Source organism: Pseudomonas sp. RC2C2, from assembly GCF_018390435.1.
Classification (GTDB): Bacteria; Pseudomonadota; Gammaproteobacteria; order Pseudomonadales; family Pseudomonadaceae; genus Aquipseudomonas; species Aquipseudomonas donghuensis.
Genome location: NZ_JAHBAX010000002.1, coordinates 563,666 through 584,406 on the forward strand (window position 1 = coordinate 563,666; position 20,741 = coordinate 584,406).

23 protein-coding genes are annotated in these 20,741 nt (G+C 64.7%); 12 read left to right on the top strand and 11 right to left on the bottom strand.

The features are described from left to right. Positions 1–76 precede the first annotated feature (76 nt). The 3 genes from KHO53_RS21190 to KHO53_RS21200 all read left to right on the top strand — a co-directional run bounded on the left by KHO53_RS21190 (position 77) and on the right by KHO53_RS21200 (position 3,410). Positions 77–763: a hypothetical protein gene (locus KHO53_RS21190; RefSeq protein ID WP_010225646.1), complete on the top strand. Its 687-nt coding sequence runs from the start codon at positions 77–79 to the stop codon at positions 761–763. 10 nt (positions 764–773) lie between these two features. Then, positions 774–2,033, top strand: a complete 1,260-nt coding sequence (locus KHO53_RS21195) for an MFS transporter (RefSeq protein WP_036996059.1) — start codon at positions 774–776, stop codon at positions 2,031–2,033. Positions 2,034–2,249: 216 nt separating this feature from the next. Further along, entirely contained in the window at positions 2,250–3,410 is a 1,161-nt protein-coding gene (locus KHO53_RS21200; protein ID WP_036996058.1) for an HPP family protein, read from the top strand. Here KHO53_RS21200 and KHO53_RS21205 read toward each other — a convergent pair. Further along, the gene (locus KHO53_RS21205; RefSeq protein WP_010225649.1) at positions 3,384–4,247 is read right to left on the bottom strand and encodes a LysR family transcriptional regulator; all 864 of its coding nucleotides are present in this window, start codon (positions 4,245–4,247) and stop codon (positions 3,384–3,386) included. The genes KHO53_RS21200 and KHO53_RS21205 overlap by 27 nt on opposite strands. A gap of 172 nt (positions 4,248–4,419) precedes the next feature. Here KHO53_RS21205 and KHO53_RS21210 point away from each other — a divergent pair, with 172 nt between their 5' ends. Beyond that, positions 4,420–4,773, top strand: coding sequence for a DUF1428 domain-containing protein (locus KHO53_RS21210; RefSeq protein WP_010225651.1), 354 nt, complete (start codon positions 4,420–4,422; stop codon positions 4,771–4,773). Positions 4,774–4,860: 87 nt separating this feature from the next. Here KHO53_RS21210 and KHO53_RS21215 read toward each other — a convergent pair whose 3' ends face one another. Together KHO53_RS21215 and KHO53_RS21220 are read right to left on the bottom strand one after the other, a co-directional pair. Further along, positions 4,861–6,486: a methyl-accepting chemotaxis protein gene (locus KHO53_RS21215; RefSeq protein ID WP_213570776.1), complete on the bottom strand. Its 1,626-nt coding sequence runs from the start codon at positions 6,484–6,486 to the stop codon at positions 4,861–4,863. Between the two features lie 140 nt (positions 6,487–6,626). Then, positions 6,627–7,538, bottom strand: a complete 912-nt coding sequence (locus tag KHO53_RS21220) for an AraC family transcriptional regulator (protein WP_159388439.1) — start codon at positions 7,536–7,538, stop codon at positions 6,627–6,629. 106 nt (positions 7,539–7,644) lie between these two features. Between KHO53_RS21220 and KHO53_RS21225 the strand changes: the two genes are divergently transcribed. Genes KHO53_RS21225 through KHO53_RS21245 form a run of 5 tightly spaced genes read left to right on the top strand, consistent with a single transcriptional unit; the run spans position 7,645 to position 12,080 of the window. Further along, the gene (locus tag KHO53_RS21225) at positions 7,645–8,202 is read left to right on the top strand and encodes a carboxymuconolactone decarboxylase family protein (RefSeq protein ID WP_010225657.1); all 558 of its coding nucleotides are present in this window, start codon (positions 7,645–7,647) and stop codon (positions 8,200–8,202) included. Between the two features lie 51 nt (positions 8,203–8,253). Continuing rightward, positions 8,254–9,315, top strand: coding sequence for an acyl-CoA dehydrogenase family protein (locus KHO53_RS21230; protein ID WP_213570777.1), 1,062 nt, complete (start codon positions 8,254–8,256; stop codon positions 9,313–9,315). Continuing rightward, positions 9,312–10,160, top strand: coding sequence for an ABC transporter ATP-binding protein (locus KHO53_RS21235; protein ID WP_213570778.1), 849 nt, complete (start codon positions 9,312–9,314; stop codon positions 10,158–10,160). Before KHO53_RS21230 ends, KHO53_RS21235 begins: the two co-directional genes overlap by 4 nt. Beyond that, positions 10,126–11,325: an ABC transporter substrate-binding protein gene (locus tag KHO53_RS21240; RefSeq protein WP_010225661.1), complete on the top strand. Its 1,200-nt coding sequence runs from the start codon at positions 10,126–10,128 to the stop codon at positions 11,323–11,325. The genes KHO53_RS21235 and KHO53_RS21240 overlap by 35 nt, the downstream gene beginning before the upstream one ends. Beyond that, complete coding sequence (locus KHO53_RS21245) at positions 11,325–12,080, top strand: ABC transporter permease (protein ID WP_036996051.1); 756 nt, start codon at positions 11,325–11,327, stop codon at positions 12,078–12,080. Before KHO53_RS21240 ends, KHO53_RS21245 begins: the two co-directional genes overlap by 1 nt. Before the next feature lie 54 nt (positions 12,081–12,134). Here the strand turns inward: KHO53_RS21245 and KHO53_RS21250 are convergent, their stop codons facing one another. Beyond that, the gene (locus tag KHO53_RS21250; RefSeq protein ID WP_010225663.1) at positions 12,135–13,265 is read right to left on the bottom strand and encodes a Bcr/CflA family efflux MFS transporter; all 1,131 of its coding nucleotides are present in this window, start codon (positions 13,263–13,265) and stop codon (positions 12,135–12,137) included. 98 nt (positions 13,266–13,363) lie between these two features. Here KHO53_RS21250 and KHO53_RS21255 point away from each other — a divergent pair, with 98 nt between their 5' ends. Beyond that, positions 13,364–14,134: an AraC family transcriptional regulator gene (locus KHO53_RS21255; RefSeq protein WP_010225664.1), complete on the top strand. Its 771-nt coding sequence runs from the start codon at positions 13,364–13,366 to the stop codon at positions 14,132–14,134. A gap of 97 nt (positions 14,135–14,231) precedes the next feature. Next, positions 14,232–14,861 (top strand): LysE family translocator, encoded by a 630-nt coding sequence (locus tag KHO53_RS21260; protein ID WP_213570779.1) that lies wholly within the window; start codon positions 14,232–14,234, stop codon positions 14,859–14,861. A 38-nt stretch (positions 14,862–14,899) separates the two neighbouring features. Here KHO53_RS21260 and KHO53_RS21265 read toward each other — a convergent pair whose 3' ends face one another. The 6 genes from KHO53_RS21265 to KHO53_RS21290 all read right to left on the bottom strand — a co-directional run bounded on the left by KHO53_RS21265 (position 14,900) and on the right by KHO53_RS21290 (position 18,723). Then, the gene (locus tag KHO53_RS21265; protein ID WP_010225667.1) at positions 14,900–15,295 is read right to left on the bottom strand and encodes a hypothetical protein; all 396 of its coding nucleotides are present in this window, start codon (positions 15,293–15,295) and stop codon (positions 14,900–14,902) included. A 12-nt stretch (positions 15,296–15,307) separates the two neighbouring features. Beyond that, on the bottom strand, positions 15,308–16,138 hold the full coding sequence (locus KHO53_RS21270; RefSeq protein ID WP_010225669.1) for an AraC family transcriptional regulator: 831 nt from the start codon (positions 16,136–16,138) through the stop codon (positions 15,308–15,310). After that, positions 16,135–16,458: an AzlD domain-containing protein gene (locus tag KHO53_RS21275; protein ID WP_010225671.1), complete on the bottom strand. Its 324-nt coding sequence runs from the start codon at positions 16,456–16,458 to the stop codon at positions 16,135–16,137. The genes KHO53_RS21270 and KHO53_RS21275 overlap by 4 nt, the downstream gene beginning before the upstream one ends. Beyond that, positions 16,455–17,153: an AzlC family ABC transporter permease gene (locus tag KHO53_RS21280; RefSeq protein WP_026001462.1), complete on the bottom strand. Its 699-nt coding sequence runs from the start codon at positions 17,151–17,153 to the stop codon at positions 16,455–16,457. The genes KHO53_RS21275 and KHO53_RS21280 overlap by 4 nt, the downstream gene beginning before the upstream one ends. 98 nt (positions 17,154–17,251) lie before the next feature. Beyond that, positions 17,252–17,980, bottom strand: coding sequence for a hypothetical protein (locus KHO53_RS21285; protein WP_050990032.1), 729 nt, complete (start codon positions 17,978–17,980; stop codon positions 17,252–17,254). Positions 17,981–18,105: 125 nt separating this feature from the next. Next, positions 18,106–18,723 (bottom strand): LysE family translocator, encoded by a 618-nt coding sequence (locus tag KHO53_RS21290; RefSeq protein WP_010225677.1) that lies wholly within the window; start codon positions 18,721–18,723, stop codon positions 18,106–18,108. Between the two features lie 108 nt (positions 18,724–18,831). Here KHO53_RS21290 and KHO53_RS21295 point away from each other — a divergent pair, with 108 nt between their 5' ends. Next, positions 18,832–19,731 carry a LysR substrate-binding domain-containing protein gene (locus KHO53_RS21295; RefSeq protein WP_159388446.1) on the top strand — a complete coding sequence of 300 codons (900 nt, stop codon included), beginning with the start codon at positions 18,832–18,834 and terminating at the stop codon, positions 19,729–19,731. Here the strand turns inward: KHO53_RS21295 and KHO53_RS21300 are convergent. Then, on the bottom strand, positions 19,728–20,633 hold the full coding sequence (locus KHO53_RS21300) for a LysR family transcriptional regulator (RefSeq protein WP_036996047.1): 906 nt from the start codon (positions 20,631–20,633) through the stop codon (positions 19,728–19,730). The genes KHO53_RS21295 and KHO53_RS21300 overlap by 4 nt on opposite strands. Positions 20,634–20,741: the final 108 nt, after the last annotated feature.

Consider the following 20,741-nt stretch of genomic DNA (forward strand, 5'->3'; position numbering starts at 1 on the left):
TTTGTTGTAAATATTGTTAGGCATGGTGCTTGCACTACAGGTTGGGTGTTGTTTCCCAAGCCAAGGAGCTTCTCCAATGTCTAGGTATTTCATCGCCACGTCTGCTGCGCTGGTATTCGGCCTGTGCAGCCTCAGCGCACAGGCCATGGCGCCCGACCCAGCCGCTCATCTGCCTGCGACATCGCATCAAGGCATGGCCGCCCCTGGCCTGATGGGCCAGTACGTGGTGGAAGGTCAGGTCCAGCGGATGCTCATCAATCCCTACGGTGAGGTCGACGGCCTGCGCCTGAGCGACGGAACCATTGTCAAGTTCGCGCCGCACATGGCCGATGCGCTCACTGCGGCGGTCCAGGTGGGGGACGCCGTGCGCATCATCGGACGGGCGCAAGCGCGGGGCACGGTCAAGGCCGACGCCATCGTCCACACCGCCAGCGGGCGCACCGTGTACGACCAGCCGCCGCCGGTCGGCGAAGGCCGAGTCCTGCCACCCCACCTGCGCGCCCAGCGCCTGCAGCCCCAGCAGGTGGAAGGCCAGGTGGAGGCTGTGCTCACTGGTCCGCGGGGCGAGGCCAACGGCGTCATCCTCAGCGATGGCAGCATCGTTCGTTTCCCGCCAGAAAGCCTGCGCCTGTCGGTGCAGACGGGGGCGCCGTTCGCGGCATCCGGGCTGGGCACGCGCAATGTGTTTGGCACCGCGTTGGAAGCCGTCAGCATGGGCACCTCGCTGTCCACCCTGGAGCCGCTTTACGACCGTGCGCAGTAAGGATGTGACGATGGCAACGCCTTCCATAACCCCGACGCACGCCGGCTCGCGGAGCTGGCTGTCCGGCCTGAACTTCTTCCTGGCCGACGTCCGTGACGGCCTGGGGCCCTTCCTCGGTGTGCTTCTGGCCAGTCAAGGCTGGCGAGCCGATGACATCGGCTACGTAATGGCCATCGGCGGCGTCGCAGGCATGCTGGCGACCACGCCGATGGGAGCCTGGATCGACGCTTCGCGCTACAAGCGACTTCTACTGGCAAGTGCCACCGTCATGCTCATGCTCGCCACGGCGGCGCTATGGACGGCAGCGTCGTTCGGCGTCGTGGTCGCCTCTCAGCTGGTGACCGGTGCCGTGGGGGCGTTGATGGGCGCCGGCATCATGGGTATTACCTTGGGCATCGTGGATCAGAGGGACCTGTCTCGGCAGCTTGGCATCAACGAGGCCTGGAACCATGCCGGCAACGTGGTCGCGGCTGCATTGGCCGGGCTGGCAGGCTACCGCTGGGGGCTGTCAGCCGTATTCGTGTTGATGGCCCTGATGGCGTGCGCGGCGCTTGCTTGCTTGTGCAAGATCCATCCGCAGGACATCAATCATGAGCGGGCCCGTGGTGCAGACCTCACTTGCAACCAGCCTGCGCAAGGTGGCGGTCCTGCGCCTTCCATGCTGCGGATTTTGACGGACTCGCGCGAGCTGGGCCTGCTCGCGATCACGATGCTGCTGTTCCACCTGGGCAATGCCGCGATGCTGCCCTTGTTTGCGCAGTCGAACGTCACGCGCGGGCTGGCGGACCCCAGCGTATTCACGGCATCGACCGTCATCGTCGCGCAGCTGGTGATGGTTCCTGTGGCGCTTTGGGCTGGATGGTATGCCTCTCGGCACGGGTATCGGCTACTGATCATTACCGCCCTGTTGGCTTTACCCTTGCGAGGGCTGATCGCCGGTTTCTGGGCGTCCCCATGGGCGCTGCTTCCGGTACAGGCCCTTGACGGAATCGGGGCGGGCCTGCTGGGTGTCGCCTTGCCCGGGCTTGTCGCTTGCATCCTGCGCGGCACTGGACACGTCAATGCAGGGCTTGGTGCCGTGATGGCAATCCAAGGGGTAGGCGCGGCCATGAGTCACGCACTCGCCGGTTGGATCGCGCATGGTTTCGGCTATAGCGCAGCCTTCGTCGCGCTGGGCATCGTGGCCGCAAGCGGACTACTCACCTATCACGTTGGCATCGTCACCCAACCTGCTCGCCGACTTGGCCAAGGTACCGGCGCGGATCGGTAGACACCGGCCTGTCGCTGCCCATCCCTCAAAAAAACTGCACCCACCCCTCACTTTTTTGAATTACCACCCGCCACCGCAACCCCGGCAAAATCTCCCCGACGCAACACTCAAAAAATTCCATCTCCACGGACGGAGCCCATTGGTATTGCCCCTCGCAATACTCAGCCCAGCCATGTTGGCCGGGCTTTTTTTACTGCCCAGGTGCCCGATTTACCCATGTCTACCCGCGGTCTGAACAACTGGTTCAGCCGGCTGCTGCCGGCCCCTCTGAACATCCCCCCGAAAGAATGGCTACGCGCAGGCGTCGGCGCGCTGCTCGGTCTGTTTCTTGCTGGTTTCGTCTGTAGCCTGGCCTTTGGCCCGACGGTGGCGCTGCACTTGCTCGGGCCGTTGGCGGCCTCGGCGGTGCTGCTGTTTGCTGTGCACTCCGGCGCGCTGGCGCAGCCCTGGCCCTTTGTTGGCAGTTATGCCAGCGCGACGGCGGTGGGGCTGGTGTTGCATCACTGTTTTGGCTCGGCCTTGTGGGTCGCGGCACTGGCCCTTGGCGTGGCGATTTTGCTGATGTGCCTGCTGCGCTGCCTGCACCCGCCGGGGGGCGGGGTGGCGGTGAGCGTGGTGCTGGCGGACTCATCACTGGCGGCAATGGGCGACCAGGTGTTCGAGCCGATCATGCTCAATGCCCTGGTACTGGTGGCCGTGGCGGTGATCTACAACCGCCTGACCGGCGTGCGCTACCCGAAAACCGCCACGCCGCGCAAAGACCTGCACCACACCGCCGATGTGTTGCCGGGTGAGCGGGTCGGGGTCAGTGGCGAGGACCTCGACCAGGCGCTGGAAGAGCTCGGCGAGTTTGTCGACGTCACCCGCGATGAGCTCGAACGCATCATCATGGCCACCGAGCAACACGCGCTCAAGCGCAGCCTCGGTGGCATTACCGCCGCCTCGGTGATGTCGCGGGATGTGCAGTTGGCGACCCCGCAGACCACCCTGCAGCAGGCCTGGCAGTTGTTGTCGAGCCACCACTTGCACACCTTGCCGGTACTGGATGAGGCGCGGCGTTTGGTGGGGATTGTCAGCTTGAGCGACCTAGTCGGGCCGGCCATGGCCGAGGGGCGTTTCAGCTGGCGCGGGTTGTTTGGGCACAGGCCTCAGGTGCTGCTGGAGCAGATCATGAGCCGGCCGGTGATTACCGTGCGCAGTGACGAGCCCGCGGTGGCGCTGATTCCGTTGCTCAGTGAGCAGGGGCTGCATTGCTTGCCGGTGATGCAAGGGGAGGCGCTGGTGGGGGTGATCACCCAGACCGATTTGATTGCCGGGCTCAAGCGCCAGTTGCTCAGTGAAGCGACGCGCTCAGATCACAGGATCCCAGCGCTGTGACCAGTCACTCTCACCGGCCACCACTTCGCGCAGCACCCTGAACGCCTGCTGCAACGCCTCGCTGTCGCGCTCGCGGGCATACACCAGGTAGGTGGGGTAGGTGAACTCCGGCGCTTGCGGCACACGTTCGAATACGCCGCTGTCCAGGTACGCCTGCACCACGCGGGTACGGAAGTAGCCGCTGCCACCGTGTTCGAGGATGTACTGCAGCGCCAGCGGCCCGAGGTTGAAGCTCAGCGCCGGGCGCGCGCATTCGGGCAGGGCGGCGTCGTGGCGGCGGCGGAAGGCCTGGCCCCAGTCGATGTATACGTAAGGTTCGGGCTGGTCTTTGCGGCGGATGCGGATCAGTTTTTCTTCCATCAGTTGTTCCACCTGCAGGCCCGGACCGTAGGTGGGCTGGTAGACCAGCACGGCGTCGAGCACGCCCATTTCCACTTTGTGCAGCAAGGACTCGCCGTCGCTGACTTCGCTGCGAATGGCGTGGCCGGGCATTTCCCGGTGCAGGGCGCTGACCCAGCCGAGCACCAGCGGGTTGCCCAGGCTGACTTCGCCGCCGATGTGCAGCACCTGGTGGCAGCCCTCGGGCAAGGGCAGGTCGCGGCGTGCGGCCTCCCAGGTTTGCACCAGCTGATTGGCGTAAACCACGAAGGCTTCGCCGTCGGCGGTGAGGCTGGCGCCGCTGCGGCTGCGGATGAACAGCTGGCAGGCCAGTTGCTGTTCGAGCTTTTGTACCCGGGCGGTGATAGCCGTCTGGGTGACGTGCAGGCGTTCGGCGGCGGACACCAGGCTGCCGCTGCGAACGATTTCAAGGAAGGTGCGGGCCAGCTCGATATCCATTGGGGGGCAGCCTGTTTTTGCGGTGGGCTATTGTAGTGGCTTTGCACCGCAATGGGGCAGGGGAAGAGGTGGTGCAGATCGATGACCTTTGGTCGCCTCAGGCGATAGGCCTGTCGATTGCGCGCCTGCCTGATCGACCACCCTGTACCCCACTCATGCAGGAGTTCAGCCCATGTCCTATGTCGACGGTTTTGTCCTCGCAGTGCCCACCGCCAACCGCGAAGCCTTCAAAAAACACGCCGAAGAGGCCGCCGTGGTGTTCAAGGAATGCGGTGCGCTGAAGGTGATCGAGTGCTGGGGCGATGATGTTCCCGAGGGCAAGCTCACCTCGTTCCCCATGGCCGTGAAACTCAAGGACGACGAGACGGTGGTGTTTTCCTGGGTCCTCTGGCCGTCACGCGAAGTGCGCGATGCGGGGATGCAGAAGATGATGCAGGACCCGCGCTTGCAGCCTGAGCAGAACCCGATGCCGTTTGATGGTAAGCGGGTGATTTTTGGTGGATTCAGGATTCTTGTGGATGTCTGAGAGCGTTGGGGCTGCGTTGCAGCCCATCGCCGGTAAGGCCGGCTCCCACAGGGATCTGTGTATGCCGACCCTGTGGGCGCTTATTGCTTAAACCTTGAAGCGTGCCACCAGTGCCGTCAGTTGCCCGGCCAGCCCCGCCAACGCCTGGCTGGCTTCGCTGGTCTGTTGCGCCCCGGTCGCCGAGCGGGTCGACAGTTCGCGGATGTTCAGCAAATTGCGATCCACCTCGCGCGCCACTTGCGCCTGTTCCTCGGCGGCGCTGGCAATCACCAGGTTGCGCTCGTTGATCTCGCCAATGGCGCTGTAGATCCCTTCCAGTACCTGCCCTGAGGCCTGGGTAATACCCAAGGTCGACTGCGCCCGCTGGGTGCTGGCCTGCATCGACGTCACTGCCGCTTCGGTACCGTGCTGCACGCGGCCAATCATCTGCTCGATTTCCTGGGTCGATTGCTGCGTGCGGTAGGCGAGGGTGCGCACTTCGTCGGCGACCACGGCAAAGCCGCGCCCGGCTTCCCCGGCACGGGCCGCTTCGATGGCGGCATTGAGCGCCAGCAGGTTGGTTTGTTCGGACACCGAGCGAATCACTTCCAGCACCTGGCCGATGTCGCGAATCTGCCCGGCCAGTTGCTCCAGGTGCGCGCTGCTGGTCTGCACCTCTCGGGCCATGGCCTGAGTGCCGTCGAGGTTGTCGCTGACCTGGCGGCGGCTTTGTTCGGCCAGTTCGTTGGAGGCGCTGGCCGCTTGCGAGGTGGACACGGCGTTGCGCGCGACTTCCTCCACGGCCGTGGTCATTTCGGTGACGGCGGTGGCGGCCTGTTCCAGCTCCTGGTCTTGCTGGCGCAGGCTGTGCGAGCTCTGTTCGGTAATGCCATTGAGTGCACCGGCAGCCTCGGCCAGTTGCCTGGCACAGCCGGTGATCTGCCCCAGGGTGTCGCGCTGGCTGTGCTGCATACGCTGCAGTTCGCTGAACAGCTGGCCGATCTCGTTGCTGCTGTGCACCGTCACCGGCACGCTCAAATCGCCATTGGCAATACGCTGGAAGTGCTGGCCGGCCTCTCGTAGCGGACGCAGTACACGCTGGGCGATAAAGCTCCAGCACAGGGCGGCGAGCAGCAAGGTCAGCAGCCCCAGCGCCACGCTCAGCACCTGGGCGCTGCTCAGGCGCCGGTCGGATTCGAGCATGATCTGCTGGCTGCGCTCGTTCAGCGCCGCCACCAGTTGTTGGCGCAGCGCCTGCAGGCGGCCCATGGCGTTGCCAGCGTCGGTGTTGACGTTGAAGTACTGCTGCAGGTCGTTCTGGCGGGTGGCTTCACGCTGCCCGGCCACCGCCTTGGCGTATTCGCCAAAGGTGCTTTGCAGCGCCACGGTCAGGGATTTGAGCGTCGGTTCTTGGGCGTTGCTGACCAACTCAATGATCAACTGCGCGCTGTTGCCCAGCAGTTCTTCCGAGAGCTTCAGGCGTTTGTTGGCACTCTCGCTGTGGCCGCCGGTCTGTTCGATAAAGCCCGAGGACACGTTGGCGCTGGCGCGGATCGCCATCAGCAGGGCGTTGTTCAGGCGGTCCGACTGGTGCGCGGTCTGGTCCAGTTCGCTGATCTGCTGGTCGCTACCCACCGCCGCGCGCCAGGCGCTGACGGTGGAAAACAGCAAGGTCAGGCTGAACAGCGACAGCACCCAGAACATACCGGTGCGGATTTTCAGGTCGGCGAACATGCGGGCAGTACTCCTTTAGTTGTTATCAGCCCCACGCGTTGCCGCTGTAACGGCGGTGGGTGGGTCTGCTATCGGAGTGGTTGCTGGTGGACTTGAGGGGGTAAGGCCTGCTTGTGTTCGATTACCGCACGCTGTTTGCCTCAGCGGCCTTCATGCTGGCGCCGATACGCCCCCGGCTGCAAGCCGACGGCCTTGCTGAAGGCACGGGTAAAGGCGGCAATCGACTGATACCCCACCGCCGCGCACACCTGCTCGACGGTGTTGCTGGCCTTGAGCAACTGGCAGGCATGGCGCATGCGCAGGGCCAGCAACACTTGCCCCGGCGATTGCCCGGCCAGTTCGCTGAAGCGCTTGAAGAACGCCGAGCGCGACAGCCCCGTGCAGGCTGCCATGCTTTCCAGCGACCAGGGCTGGTCGGGGTGTTCGATCAGTTGCTCGAGCAGGCTGGCAAAGTTGGCGTGACGTGCCAGGGCCACCAGGCCGCTGATGCCCTGGTCGTCGCTGACGCGTTGGCGCAGCACATACAAAAACAGCAGATGGCTCAGGCGTTCGAGCAGCGCCGAGGAGGGCGCGGGCAGCCGTTGGCACTCGGCCAGGATCAGTTCGAACAGTGCACGTGCGGCCGTGGATGCCGGGTCGCCGGCACGCAGGATGATCCAGTCGTCCAGGCTGTCGATGACCAGCGACGACAGGCCCGGCTGAAAATGAAAGAACCCGCACACCAGGCCCACGCCGTCAGTGGCTGTGCTGTCCAGCGCTTGCATGACCTGGCGCGGTTGCTGCTGGGCCAGCTCGCAGTCCTGGGCATTGGACAGCCGATAGTTGAAGTCGCGCAGCAGGAACACTGCATCGCCGGCTTGCAGGCGCATGGCCTCGGCCTGGCCGTCGATATGCAGCCAGCAATGGCCCTGGACGACCAGGTGGAAACTGGCCCGCGCCAGGCCGTGGGTGCTGGCGTGCCAAGCGCCGCAATAACGCCCGACATGGAACAGGCTGGCGTCTAGCTCAAGGCTTTCTAATAACCAATCGACTACCGGGCTGGACGAAATCATCTAATGAAAAGACTCAGGAGCAAGTAATAGCGACTGCAGAATATGGCAGGTAATTCTTATAACCAACAGACTTGTGGCACACCCCTAGTATGCAGGAGTCCACTCCATGTCGCGCGTCACTGTCCATACACTGCAAAGCGCCCCAGAGGCTGCCCGTCCTTACCTGGAGAACGCCCAGAAGGCCTCGGGCTTCATCCCCAACCTGCTCGGCGTGCTGGCCAATGCCCCGGCGGCGCTGGAAACCTACGTCACTGTGTCTGCACTTAACGGCAAGGCCGAGCTGAGCCTGGCCGAGCGTGAAGTGGTGCAACTGGTGGCCGCCACCCACCACGGCTGCGATTTCTGCGTGGCCGGCCACACCGCCGTGGCGCTGAACAAGGCCAAGCTGCCTCAAGAGGTGGTCGATGCCCTGCGCGCCAAGAGCGAGCTGCCGCAAGAGAAGCTCGAAGCCCTGGCGGCGTTCACCCGCGAAGTCATCGCCACCCGCGGCAATGTCAGCGAGGCCGGCTACGGAGCGTTGCGCGAAGCGGGTTATAGCGAAGGCAATGCCCTGGAGGTGATCCTCGGTGTAAGCCTGGCAACCCTGTGCAACTTTGCTAATGTGTTCGCCCAAACCCCGCTCAATGACGAGCTGAGCAAGTACCGCTGGCAGCCTTCGGCATAACGAACCCTCGGCGCCGGCGCAGGCTGGCGCATTTTTAAAGGAGTAAACGCTATGCTCGATCCCGCATTGGTCACGTGGCTGGATGCCCAGGCCGAAGCCCTCGACCAGGGCCATGGCGACCCGCAGGCGGTACTGGGGCAACTGGCGGCGGCGCAGGTGCTGCGCGTCGGCATTGACCAGGCTCTGGGCGGTAGCGGCGGCACGGTCGCCGACGCGGTAGAGACGCTTGCCAATGTCGCCAGCCATTCCCTGGCGGCGGCCTTCGTCTTCTGGGGCCAGCGCGCCTTTGTCGAATACCTGCTGCACAGCCCCAACGCCGGGCTGCGCGAGCGCCTGTTGGCCGACCTGCTCAGTGGCAAACTGGCCGGCGCCACCGGGCTCTCCAACGCCATGAAGTACCTCTCGGGTATCGAAGCGCTGCAGGTCAAGGGCCTGCGTGACGACCAGGGCTGGACCCTGGCCGGGCGCCTGCATTGGGTGACCAACCTGCGCAAGGGGGGCTTCGTGGTGGCGGCGGCCATTGAAGAGGAGGGCGCCTCGCCATTCGTCCTGGCCATTCCCGACACTGCTGTCGGGCTGACCCGCTCCGACGACCTGCAACTGCTGGGCCTGCAGTCGAGCAACACCGCCGCCTTGAGTTTCGAGCAGGTGCCGGTCAGCCGCGACTGGCTGCTGCACGAAAACGCCAAGCAGTTTCTGCCTGCGGTGCGTCCGTCGTTCCTGGGCCTGCAATGCGGCATGGCCATCGGCCTGGCGCGCCGTTCATTGAGTGAGGTGGAGGCGCATCTGCAAGGCATGCGCTCGTTCCTTGGCGAGGCGCTGCAGGTACTGCGCGAGCGTCTGGAAAACACCGTGACCGAACTGAAAAAGGGCCTGCTCGACGGGCGTTTTCTGACCCAGCCGGCGGCCTTGTTCAAGCTGCGCATCAGCCTCGCCGAAACCGCAGCCGATGCCGTGCAGCTTGAGTTGCAGGCCAGCGGCGGCAAGGCTTATCTCACCGCTTACGGCGCTGGGTTCGCCCGCCGCTGGCGCGAGTCGGCGTTCGTGCCAATCGTTACTCCAAGCCTGGTGCAACTGCGCGCCGAGCTGCAACGCCAGGCGTCGGCAGCATGACCGAGGTGTTGCTCGAAGCCCGCGGTATCAGCCTTGGCTACCCGCGTGAGCACGGCTGGCAAAGCGTGCTGGAAAATTTCGACCTGCAACTGGCGCCGGGCGAGGTGATCACCATCCTCGGCCCCAGTGGTGTCGGAAAATCCAGCCTGTTGCGGGTGCTGGCCGGTTTGCAGCAGGCCCGCGCCGGCAGCGTCAGCCTGCTCGGCGAGCCGTTGCAGGGCCCGCACCCGCGCCTGGCGGTGGCCTTCCAGGACCCCAGCCTGCTGCCCTGGCTGAGCCTGGAAAGCAACGTCGCCTTCGGCCTGGATTTCGTCCGCCAGCCCAAGCTTGCCGCCAGCGAACGGCGTGCGCGTATCGACCATGCCATCGAGGCGGTCGGCCTGCAGCACGCTCGCGAGCAGTACCCGGCGCAGCTCTCCGGCGGCATGGCCCAGCGTACCGCGCTGGCCCGCTGCCTGGCACGCCAGCCGCAAGTGCTGTTGCTCGACGAACCCTTCGGCGCGCTGGATGAAGTGACCCGCGCCGACATGCAGCAACTGCTGCTGCAACTGATTGCCCGGCACAACACTGCGGCCATCCTCATTACCCACGATATCGACGAAGCCCTGCTGTTGTCCGATCGCGTGCTGCTACTGGGCAACCACCCAGCGCGCACCCTCGGCCAATGGCTCATCGACCTGCCGCAGCCCCGCGAGCAGCGGGTCGAGGAACTGGGCGCGCTGCGCATCGACATACTCAAAACCCTTCGGCGGGCCAGCCGCACACCCGAACCTGATTCTCAACCTATGCCGCTGCCGTCGGAGACTGCCCATGTGCCTGGACGACTTCACCCACACTCGTCGTGACTTCATCAAACTCAGCGCCCTGCTGACCGCCGGTGGCGCCATGCCACTGCTCAATAGCCTGCAGGCGCGTGCGGCCAGCGACCCGGATGCACCGGTGCGCATCGGCTACCTGCCGATCACCGACGCCACGCCGTTGCTGGTGGCGCACAACAATGGCCTGTTCGAAGCCGAGGGCATCAAGGCCGAGCGGCCGGTGCTGCTGCGCAGTTGGGCGCAGGTGATCGAGGCGTTCATTTCCGGGCAGGTCAACGTCATTCACCTGCTCTCGCCGATGACGGTATGGGCGCGCTACGGCAGCAAGGTGCCGGCCAAGGTGGTGGCCTGGAACCACGTTGGCGGCTCGGGCCTGACCGTGGCCCCGGGGATTACCGAGGTCAAGCAACTGGGCGGGCAAACCGTGGCGATTCCGTTCTGGTACTCGATCCACAACGTGGTGGTGCAGCAGTTGTTCCGCGACCATGGCCTGACCCCGGTGTCCAAGGCCGCGACTGCCCAGTTGGCGGCCAATGAGGTCAACCTGGTGGTGCTGCCACCGTCGGACATGCCGCCGGCCCTGGCCAGCAAGCGCATTGCCGGCTACATCGTCGCCGAGCCGTTCAACGCCCTGGCCGAAGACCTCAAGGTTGGCCGCGTGCAGCGCTTTACCGGCGACATCTGGCGCAACCATGCCTGCTGCGTGGTGTTCATGCACGAGCATGACCTGAACAACCGCCCAGAGTGGTCGCAGAAGGTGGTCAATGCCATCGTCAAGGCCCAGCTGTGGACCCGCGACCACCGCGCCGAAGCCGCCGCGCTGCTGTCCAAGAGCGGGCCGAACAAATACACCCCGCACACCCCGCAGGTGCTCAGCCAGGTGCTGGCGCCGGCGGCCGCGGCCCGCGACGCCTACATCGCCAGCGGTGCGATCCAGCATGCGCAGTGGGACGAGAAGCGCATCGATTTTCAGCCCTATCCGTTCCCCAGCTACACCGAAGAGCTGGTGCGCCGCCTGCAGAACACTTTGATCGAAGGCGACAAGGGTTTTCTTGCCGGACTCGACCCGCAACAGACCGCCCGTGACCTGGTCGACGACCGCTTCGTGCGCAACAGCATCGCTGCGGTCGGCGGGCTCAAGGCTTTCGGCTTGCCGGAGAGCTTCGAGCGTAGCGAGGAGTTTTCGATCTGATGGGCAGGCATGCAATCCATGGCGCCCTGGGCGTTGCCGGCCTGCTCGGCTTGTTGTTGCTGTGGTGGCTGGGCGTGCATGCGTTTGGCGAGGCCGATGGCCTGTCGGCGCGTTTTTCGCCCCAGGCCACCCTCGGCAGCCTGATCGAGCTGCTGGGCCAGGGCGAGGTGTACGAGCATATCTGGGTCAGCCTCAAGCGCATCCTTATCGGCTTGCTGCTGGCCTTGCTGATCGGCGTGCCGCTGGGCTTGCTGGTGGGTAGCTATCGTCACCTGGAGGCGGCGACCACCCCGGCGTTTCAGTTCTTGCGGATGATCTCGCCGCTGTCGTGGATGCCGGTGGTGGTGATGCTGATGGGGGTGGGCGATCAGCCGATCTACTTCCTGCTGGCCTTCGCCGCACTGTGGCCGATTCTGCTCAACACCGCTGCGGGTGTGCGTCAACTCGATCCGCGCTGGCTGCAGTTGAGCCGCAGCCTGAGCGCGACGCGCTGGGAGACCCTGTGCAAGGTGATCATCCCCGGCGTGCTTGGCCATGTGCTCACCGGCGTGCGCCTGGCCATTGGTATCTTGTGGATCGTGCTGGTGCCGTGCGAGATGCTTGGGGTGAGTGCCGGGCTTGGCTACTTCATCCTCGATACCCGCGATCGGCTGGCCTATTCGGAGCTGATGGCGATGGTGCTGCTGATCGGCGTGCTGGGCTTTATGCTCGATGCCCTGGCCCGCGGGCTGCATCGGCGCTGGGTACATGCCTGATCGCGGGGCAAGCTCGCTCCCACCCTGTAGGAGCGGGCTCGCCCCGCGCTGCTCTCATAGACTCCGCCGCCCATAACCCCACGCCGTAATACTGATAAGCGCTGCACACCACACCAGGGTAACCCCCAACGCCTGCCACTCACCCGCCAGATTCAAGCCCGCGCCAATCAACCCGTAATACATCAACCCGAACAACGCCCCCGCCGTCCCCCGGCAATCGCCATACTCGACCAGTGCCGAGCCCAGCAGCAATGGGATCGCCATGGCAAAGGCGCCGAGCATGAAGGCCATGGCCACGGCGATCAGCCAGTGCTCGCCGAGCAACAGTATCGCCAGAGCCGCCAGCAGGTTCACCGCGCAGGCCAGGTTGAGCAGGGTTGCCTGGCTGACACCCCGCGCCAGCAATCGTGCATTGAGGCGCGCGCCGAGCAGCGAGCCCAGCGCCAGCAACACGCCGCTGTAGCCAAACAGGCTTTGCAACTGCAAACGCTGGAAAATGAACGGCGCCAGGCTGTACCAACTGAATACGCCGATATTGAACAATGCCACCAGCAGCGTCGCCAGTAGCACCCGCCGATCACCGAGCATGCGCCGCAAGGTGCTGATCAGGCTGGCGTGGTTGGGCGATTGCGGGCGGGTTTCCGGCATCAGTTGCCAACTCCACAGCAATAACGCCAGGGCCATCAGCAACTGCGCGGTCAGCACGCCACGGTAGCCAAAGGCCTCGGTCAGCAGCGATCCACTGAGCACACCAATCGCCGGGCTGATGGCCAGGAAGATGCCGATCAGGGAAAACACCCGGGCCAGTTGCGCACCGCCATGCACGTCCCGCAGCGCGGTTTGCGTCACCACCGAACCGACCGCTGCGGCGAAGGCGGCGACGACGCGCGCGCCAAGCAGGCCGGTGAAGTTTGTGACCAGCAAGGCCGCCAGCGACGCCAGGCTGTACAGCAGCAAGCCGGCGAGCAATGCCGGGCGCCGGCCCCAGAGGTCGCACAGGCGGCCCCACACCAACACGCCGACGGCAAAGGCGGCGAAATACAGCGACAGGGTTTGCCCCGCCTGCGCAGGCGTCACCCCAAAGCCCTGGCCGATATCCACCAGGGCGGGGCTGTAAAGGGTTTCGGCGATCTGCGGGAACATCAGCAGGGCCGTGGCCAGGGTCAGCCAGGTAGGTTGGGTCATCAGCAGCGTCCCGTCGGTAAGGGCGCTCATGGTAGGTGGCGGGCGAGGGGTGTATTGTCGCGGTCTGGTCTAAAAATAGTGAAAATCGGACAACCTGCATGGCCTGGCTAGAACCCACCGCCACATTCGACCCGCAGAGCTTTGGCACGCCCATCGTCGGCATTTGCTCAGCCTTGGGCGATCACGACTCCGGCATCCATCAGCATCGCATGGGGCAGGTGCTGTTCACCCGCCAGGGCTGCGTGCGCATCGACGCCCTGGCGCCGGATCTGCTCTGTCTGCTGCCACCGACCCGCGCGGCATGGATTCCCGCCGGCATAGCCCATCGGGCGCGGATGCGGGCGACCGTCGATTATCGCTCGGTGTACCTGGACCCCCGGCACTGGCCGCATTTGCCCGCTGAAGTGGTGATCCTCGACGTCAATCCGCTGCTGCGCGAATTGCTCGAACGCATTGCCCAGGCGCCGTTCGAGACCGACTGGAGCCAAGGCGCCGCCGCGCACCTGGCCGGCCTGTGCATCGCCGAACTGCAGGCCGCCGATCAGCAGCCGATGCGCTTGCCGCTGCCCAGGGATCGACGCCTGGCCAGCCTGGTCGAGAACCTTGAGCAGTTGCCACCGCTGCTGCAGGAACTGGCCCGCACGGTGGGCGCCAGCGAGAAAACCATCGGCCGCCTGATCCGCCGTGACACCGGCATGTCCTATCAGCAATGGCGCCAGCAGTGGCGGCTGGTGCGCGCGGTGGAGCAGTTGGCGATCCATCAGCCGCTGAGCCAGGTGGCGCTGGAACTGGGCTTTGCCAGCGACAGTGCGTTCATTGCCTTCTTTAAAAGCATGACCGGCAGCACGCCGCGGGCGTATTGCTGCTGAGGCAACTGTTACGCAATAAATTCGCGACGCTGTAGCGCTTTCCCGGGCTCGAGATCCGTTACTGTCAATTCCAGTAGCTCAGCCAGGAGGGTGTGCGATGCTCGATATGCAAACGCTGGTGATTTTTTCCGGGGCGGTGACCCTGTTGCTGCTGTCGCCGGGGCCGAACATGGCCTTTGTCATCAGCCATGGGCTGTCCATGGGCTGGCGCGGCGGGCTGGCGGCGGCGCTGGGCATCAGCCTGGCGGACCTGGTGCTCACCGTACTGACCGCCACCGGTGTTACCGCGCTGGTCGCCGCCTGGCCGCCATCCTTCGACATCATCCGCGTCAGCGGCGCGGTCTATCTGTTGTGGATGGCCTTCAAGCTGTTGCAGCCGCGCAAGGCGGACAACGCCGATAGGCCGCGCGAGACATCCCTGGCGGCGGTGTTGGTTGCGGCCACGTTGAACAGCCTGCTCAACCCCAAGGCACTGCTGTTTTTTATCGTGTTCTTGCCGCAGTTCGTGGTGCCGGCCAAAGGCGCGGTGGCCCAGCAGTTGCTGCTGCTGGGGCTGGTGCTGAGCGTGATTGCCCTGGTCTTTCATGTGCTGTTGGGGGCGTGTGGCGGGGTGATAAGCCGCTGGTTCAGTGGCAAGGGGCGCCTGGCCAAATTGCAGCCACGGTTGTTGGCCAGTGTGTTGGCACTGCTGGCGCTGCGTTTGGTGTTGATGCAGCGCCCGGCGTGAGTGCCTTGCCAGCGATGGGCTGCAGAGCAGCCCCAGATTCAATCCTGCAGGTCGTCCTCGCTCATCCACTCAAGCGCGTCCGCCAGCGCCACCTCGGCGACCCATTCACTGAAGCTGCGGGTCACGTGTTCATAGCTCAACCGCGAGCGTAGCTCGAGTGTGTCGGCAAACGACAAATGCACGGTGATGACCTTGTCTTCAATCACCCCGTCGCGCACCACGAAGAAGGCAAAGTCTTCCCGATCCTGGCGGCGGGCGAACAGGTAAACCTCGAAGTCCGCCCCGGTTTCCTTGGCAAAGGCCCTGGCGGCGAAGGCGTTCCTGGTCAGGTCAGGTGCTTGTTGCAGCGACGCCTGGGTATCGCAGAAATACCACGGTTCCCAGTCGGTCAGGCCTTTGTGAATGAACCAGCGGTAGGCAAGCGGGTAGGGCATTGGCTTAGTCCGTTAATGAGTGCAGGCGCGCCGGTACTCGCCCGGGGTTACGCCATAGGCTTGCTTGAACTGCCGGTTCAGATGGCTCTGGTCCGAAAACCCCAGGGCAAAGGCGACGTTGAACGGCAGGCAATCGCTTTTCAGCAGTTCACGGGCGCGGCTCAGGCGCCGTTGCTTGAGCCAGGCATGGGGCGGCAGGCCCGTGGCTTGGCGAAACACCCGGGCGAAGTGAAAGGGCGAGAGATTCACCGCCGTGGCCAGCTCTTCCAGCGAGGGCGGGTAGGCCAGGCGGCTGTCCATCAACTCCTTGGCCCGGGCCACGGCGCAGGGCTCGTTGCCGGGCGTGCGCGCCGCACCGGCGCGGGCATGACGCTGCACCAGCAACAGCACGGCTTCGCGCCAGGCGGTTTGTTGTTCCAGGGCGCTGGCGCCCCGTTCGGCCGAGCAGTGCAGCCAGCTGAAGGCTTTGGCCAGTTGCGGGTCATGCAGCACGCTGGCGTCAAAGCGCGGCAGGCCGTCGCGCTTGAGTTCCAGCTCGTCGAGCACGCCGGTGATGCGTTCGCTGTCGGGGTAAAAACCGCGATAGCGCCAGCCCTCTTCGCTGGCCTTGGCGCCGGTGTGCAGCTCGTCGGGGTTGATCAGCACCATGCTGCCCACCGGTGCCAGGTGTTCGCTGCCGCGGTGCCAGAAGCGCTGGGCGCCGGACTCGATGATGGTGATCACGTAGCCTTCATGCACATGGGGGGCGAAGCGCTGCTGAAAATAACGCGCATGCAGCATCTCGGTGTCACCGAGCGCCGAGGCTTGCCAGAAGCGGGTCTGTTCCTTGGGTGCAGGGTTCATGGGCTGCCGTTCAACCACCAGCGAAAGACAAAAAAGAAGGCCATGCTCAGCAGCATGCTGATCAAGGTGCTGCGGGTCAACAGCACCAGCACTATCGCCACCAGCGAACCGATCAGGTAAGGGTTGCTCAGGCTCAGGTCAAGCTGGTGCCCGGGCAGAAAGACGATCGGCCCGCAGATCGCGGTGAGCATGCCCGGCACGGCAAAGCCGAGAAATTGCCGGGCGTTGGAGCTCAGGCGCAACGGCAGGCGCGGTTCCAGAAAGGCATAGCGGTTGAGAAACACCAACAGGCCCATGCCGATAATCAGGGCGAAGATCATGCGCGTGCTCCACTGAATTTCTGGCAGACAAAACCTGCGCTCATGCCCAGCAGGCCGGCGGCCACCAGGCCGATGTCCCAGTGCCAGAAGCTGAACAACACCGAGCAGAACAACGACACCGCCACGCACACCACGGTGGGCAGGTTGCGCACCAGCGGCGCGATCAGGGCGACGAAGGTGGCGACGATGGAGAAGTCCAGGCCCAGTTGGTCCAGGTGCGGGATGTTCTGGCCGAGGATGATCCCGGCCAGGGTGAACAGGTTCCAGGCGATGTAGAAGGTCAGGCCCACCCCCAGGGCGTACCAGCGGTTGAACTGTTGTTTGTCGTACTGGCTGGTGAGGGCGAAAAACTCGTCAGTGAGCAGAAAGCCCAGGCCCAGCCGCCAGCGGGTCGGCAGGCCCGACAGCACCGGGCGCATCGACAGCCCGTAGAGCAAGTGCTGGGAGGTCAGCAACAGGGTGGTGAGCAGGATCGAGAACAGGTTGGCGCCGCCCTTGAGCATGCCGATCGCCACCAGTTGCGCCGCGCCGGCAAAGACAATGGCCGACAGGCCCTGGCCTTCCCAGGGGCTGAGGTTGGCTTCGATGGCCATGGAGCCTGCCAGCAGCCCCCAGGGGGCCACGGCAAGGGACAACGGCAGGATGGCGATGGCGCCTCGAATAAAGGCCTGGCGGGCGAACGGCGGACTGGACATGGACGGCAGCAACAACCAATGAACACGGTTGCACAGCATGCCAGAGCGATGCGCCGCTGACTTGAACGATCTTGCTGTCGGCGGCGACGCCAGTGCCCTCAGTAGAGGTTGCTGGCCAGCCTGCGCTGCGCCGGGATGCAGCCGTTGATGTCCACCGCTTTTTGCCAGTAGCTCCTGCTTTGCGCCGGGTCGGTGCTGGCCAGCAGGCGGTAGACCTCGGCCTGGTAATCGCGCTGGCGGCCCCACTGCATGGCCAGGCCTTGCGGTTGCTCGCGATGGCACGGCAGGCGTACGGCCGGTTGCGGGTAGTAAGGTGCGTAGAGGGTCGCGGTGCTCTGCACGCTTTCCAGCGCCGTGCGGTATTCACTGCGGCTGAAGGTCGGGCACCAGTTCTCGATGCCCAGCGCTGCCGGGGCAAACCCCTGGGTCATGCTACCTTCGAGCAGCGGGCAGGCGGCGTCAGGGATCTGGGCTGCCGGCAAATAGGTGATGTAGTAGAGCGCCAGGCGGTATTGTGCTGCCGGGTGGTTAAGTGCCACGGCCTTCTTCAGCAGGGTCACCGCCGGTGCCAGGGTGCGGCCCAGGGCCTGGCCTTGCTGGGCGAGGTCCTGGTCGGTGGTGCTGGTCTTGAGGGTGTAGCTGCTGGTCTGGGACTCGGCCTGTTCCAGGAAGGTCAGGGCCTGGCGGTACAGCAGGTCGGCATGTGGGTCGATCTGAACGCCGGCGGCCAGTGCCGAAGTCGGCAGCACGACGGCGAGCAGGCCGTGCAAAAGGGGCGAGCGGATCAAGGAAGAGCCTCTGAGGTTCGGGGTCGGACGGGCATGCATGTGGGCTTGGAGACAACTGCGCTGTTCAGGATTCAATCCGACTGTCCATAGTGTGGCTTGAGGCTGGCCTGGGTTATAGCGCGCCATTCTAACCGCTCTGGGCCCACAGCCGAAAGCGTAGCCCGTCAGGGCAACAGTTGCCGGATGTTGTAGGCCAGCCCGGCAACGGCGATGACCAGCAGTACCACGGCGCTGATGGCGCTGATCAGGCGCCGGTCGAGGCGCTCGGCCAGGCGGCCGATGGCCAGGATGTACAGGCCCAGAATACCCAGGTCGAGCACCAGCCAGACCAACCCCAGCAGCATCAGGCTGTGGCTGAAGCGCTCGGTGACCTGGATGAACTGCGGGAAGAAGGCAACAAAGAACAGGATGTCCTTGGGGTTCGCCAGGCCAATGGCAAAGCCTTGCCACAACCCGCCCTGGTGGGGCGGGGCCTGCTCCGTGGCGAGGGCGGGCTGGCGCAGTTCGGCCAGGGCGCTCAGGCCCAGATAACCGATGAACAGGCAGCCGAACAGGCTCAGGGCGCTCAACACCAGTGGGTTGAGTGCGGCGCTGCTGAAGATCAGGGCTGCCGCCAGGGCAATCAGCACCAACGAAGCGCCGTTGGTGCCCAGGGCGGTCAGCAGCGCCTGCTTGCGCCCGGCGCGGGCGGTGGTGTTGACCACCAGCGCCACCACCGGGCCGGGGCTGGCGATCAGCAGCAAGACGGTCAGAACGTAGGTGGCAAGCAGGGCACTGTTCACAGGCGGATCTCTCGGTCAGGGGGAGCAGAATTCTCGGCAGGCCAGGGAAGGTTGTAAAACGCCTGTTACTGTGGCTTCCTATTAGTTTTACTCATGCTTTGGCTGGACATGAACGAACGTATTCCCGCATTGCAGGCGCTCAGGGCATTCGAGGTGGCCGCACGCTACGGCTCGTTCACCCGCGCCGCTGAAGAACTGGCCCTGACCCAGGGCGCCATCAGCCATCACATCAAGACTCTCGAAGGCCTGTTCGACTGCGCGCTGTTCGAGCGCCGCGGGCCGAAAGTGGCACTGACCGAGCCGGGCCGGTTGCTGGCCCAGGAGCTCAAGGTCGGTTTCAAAATCATCGAGAACGCCTGCGGGCTGCTCAGGCAGGGCCGCCAGCATCTGCGCCTGAAGGCGCCCTCGACCCTGACCGTGCGCTGGTTGCTCAGGCACCTGGCAGCGTTCAAGCAACGCGATGAGCACAGTAATGTGCAACTGAGCAGCGTCTGGATGGACATCGACACGGTGGACTTTTACAGCGAGCCCTACGACTGCGCGATCCTGCTCGGCGACGGTCACTTCGCCGCTGACATCGCCAGCCTCAAGTTGTTTGACGAGTGGCTGGTGCCGGTGTGCCAGCCCGGATACCCGGCAGACCTGGCCCGCTGCGAACTGCTGCACCCGTCGCCGGACCGGCGTGACTGGCGGCGCTGGTTGAATCGGACAGGGGGCAGCGCGCTCAGCCTGGAACGTGGCCAGGTATTCGACACCCTGGATCAGGGCATCTCTGCTGCCCAGCAAGGCCTGGGTGTGGCCGTGGTCGACCTGCTGCTGGCCAGTGGCGAGCTTGACGCCGGCCGCCTGGTCACGCCATTTCCCCAGGCGGTGGCCACCGGCGAGGGCTATTACCTGACCTGGCTGCAGGCCAGCCCCAAGGCGTACCAGGTGCAGAAACTCGGCCAATTCCTGCGGCAGCAGGCACCGCAACTGCCTGGCCAGGGGCTGGACTATTTGTATGACTAATACTGCGGCGCGCCAGCACCCGGCAGCAGCCGCGTGCTCATGAAGTCGATGAACACCCGCAGCCGTGGCGGTACTTGCCGCCCCGAGGGCCACAGCAGGTAGAAGCTGCCGCGCCGCTCCATGTAGTCATCCAGCACGGTCACCAGGTCACCGCGTTGCAGCTGCTGGCGTACGGTGAAATCCGGAATGCAGGTAATGCCGCGATCGCGGATGGCAAAGCAGATGCGCGTGTCGACGTGATTGCACACCATCGACACCGGGATGTCGTATTCGTGCCCGGCGGGCTCCTGGCGCAACGGCCATTGCTCGAGCTTGCCAGTGCTGGGAAAGCGGTAGTGCAGGCAGGTATGCCGGGCCAGTTCATCGGGGTGCACGGGCGTGCCATTGCGCGCCAGGTACGCCGGCGAGGCCACCAGCACGTGATGAAAGTGGCCAAGAAAGCGCGCGCTCAAACGCGAGTCGCTGGGTGTGCCGCCACGCATGACCACATCGAAACCTTCGCCGATGATATCCACCAGGCGGTCGTCGAAATCCAGGTCCAGTTCGATGGCCGGGTACTGCGCCATGAACTCGCTCAAGGCCGGCATCACCAGCGCGGTCACCTGCGGCAGGCTGATACGCAGGCGTCCGCGTGGCACCTCGCTGGCCTGGGACAGTTCAAGTTCGGTGGCTTCGATCTCGGCGAGGATGCGCCGGCTGCGCTCCAGGAACAGGCTGCCCTCGGCGGTCAGGGTGATGCTGCGCGTGCTGCGGTGAAACAGGCGCACCCCCAGGCGGCTCTCCAGGCGCGCCACGCGCTTGCCAATGGCCGAAGCGCTGACGCCCAACGACTGCGCGGCGCCGACGAAGCTGCCGGTTTCTGCCACCCGCACGAACACCACGAAACCGCTGAGGCTATCCATCTGCATTTCCTGATTGCGGACATCAGTGTCCGTTATGAGCGGAATTGTACCCGTCTTTTTCCGCAGTTACCGCAGGCTTAAGGTTCGCCCATCTTTCCTACAGGAGTG

Coding starts and splice junctions, on each gene's coding strand:
- KHO53_RS21190 (WP_010225646.1), top strand. CDS start 77: ATGTCTAGGTATTTCATCGCCACGTCTGCTGCGCTGGTATTCGGCCTG.
- KHO53_RS21195 (WP_036996059.1), top strand. CDS start 774: ATGGCAACGCCTTCCATAACCCCGACGCACGCCGGCTCGCGGAGCTGG.
- KHO53_RS21200 (WP_036996058.1), top strand. CDS start 2,250: ATGTCTACCCGCGGTCTGAACAACTGGTTCAGCCGGCTGCTGCCGGCC.
- KHO53_RS21205 (WP_010225649.1), bottom strand. CDS start 4,247: ATGGATATCGAGCTGGCCCGCACCTTCCTTGAAATCGTTCGCAGCGGC.
- KHO53_RS21210 (WP_010225651.1), top strand. CDS start 4,420: ATGTCCTATGTCGACGGTTTTGTCCTCGCAGTGCCCACCGCCAACCGC.
- KHO53_RS21215 (WP_213570776.1), bottom strand. CDS start 6,486: ATGTTCGCCGACCTGAAAATCCGCACCGGTATGTTCTGGGTGCTGTCG.
- KHO53_RS21220 (WP_159388439.1), bottom strand. CDS start 7,538: ATGATTTCGTCCAGCCCGGTAGTCGATTGGTTATTAGAAAGCCTTGAG.
- KHO53_RS21225 (WP_010225657.1), top strand. CDS start 7,645: ATGTCGCGCGTCACTGTCCATACACTGCAAAGCGCCCCAGAGGCTGCC.
- KHO53_RS21230 (WP_213570777.1), top strand. CDS start 8,254: ATGCTCGATCCCGCATTGGTCACGTGGCTGGATGCCCAGGCCGAAGCC.
- KHO53_RS21235 (WP_213570778.1), top strand. CDS start 9,312: ATGACCGAGGTGTTGCTCGAAGCCCGCGGTATCAGCCTTGGCTACCCG.
- KHO53_RS21240 (WP_010225661.1), top strand. CDS start 10,126: ATGTGCCTGGACGACTTCACCCACACTCGTCGTGACTTCATCAAACTC.
- KHO53_RS21245 (WP_036996051.1), top strand. CDS start 11,325: ATGGGCAGGCATGCAATCCATGGCGCCCTGGGCGTTGCCGGCCTGCTC.
- KHO53_RS21250 (WP_010225663.1), bottom strand. CDS start 13,265: ATGACCCAACCTACCTGGCTGACCCTGGCCACGGCCCTGCTGATGTTC.
- KHO53_RS21255 (WP_010225664.1), top strand. CDS start 13,364: ATGGCCTGGCTAGAACCCACCGCCACATTCGACCCGCAGAGCTTTGGC.
- KHO53_RS21260 (WP_213570779.1), top strand. CDS start 14,232: ATGCTCGATATGCAAACGCTGGTGATTTTTTCCGGGGCGGTGACCCTG.
- KHO53_RS21265 (WP_010225667.1), bottom strand. CDS start 15,295: ATGCCCTACCCGCTTGCCTACCGCTGGTTCATTCACAAAGGCCTGACC.
- KHO53_RS21270 (WP_010225669.1), bottom strand. CDS start 16,138: ATGAACCCTGCACCCAAGGAACAGACCCGCTTCTGGCAAGCCTCGGCG.
- KHO53_RS21275 (WP_010225671.1), bottom strand. CDS start 16,458: ATGATCTTCGCCCTGATTATCGGCATGGGCCTGTTGGTGTTTCTCAAC.
- KHO53_RS21280 (WP_026001462.1), bottom strand. CDS start 17,153: ATGTCCAGTCCGCCGTTCGCCCGCCAGGCCTTTATTCGAGGCGCCATC.
- KHO53_RS21285 (WP_050990032.1), bottom strand. CDS start 17,980: ATGCATGCCCGTCCGACCCCGAACCTCAGAGGCTCTTCCTTGATCCGC.
- KHO53_RS21295 (WP_159388446.1), top strand. CDS start 18,832: ATGAACGAACGTATTCCCGCATTGCAGGCGCTCAGGGCATTCGAGGTG.
- KHO53_RS21300 (WP_036996047.1), bottom strand. CDS start 20,633: ATGGATAGCCTCAGCGGTTTCGTGGTGTTCGTGCGGGTGGCAGAAACC.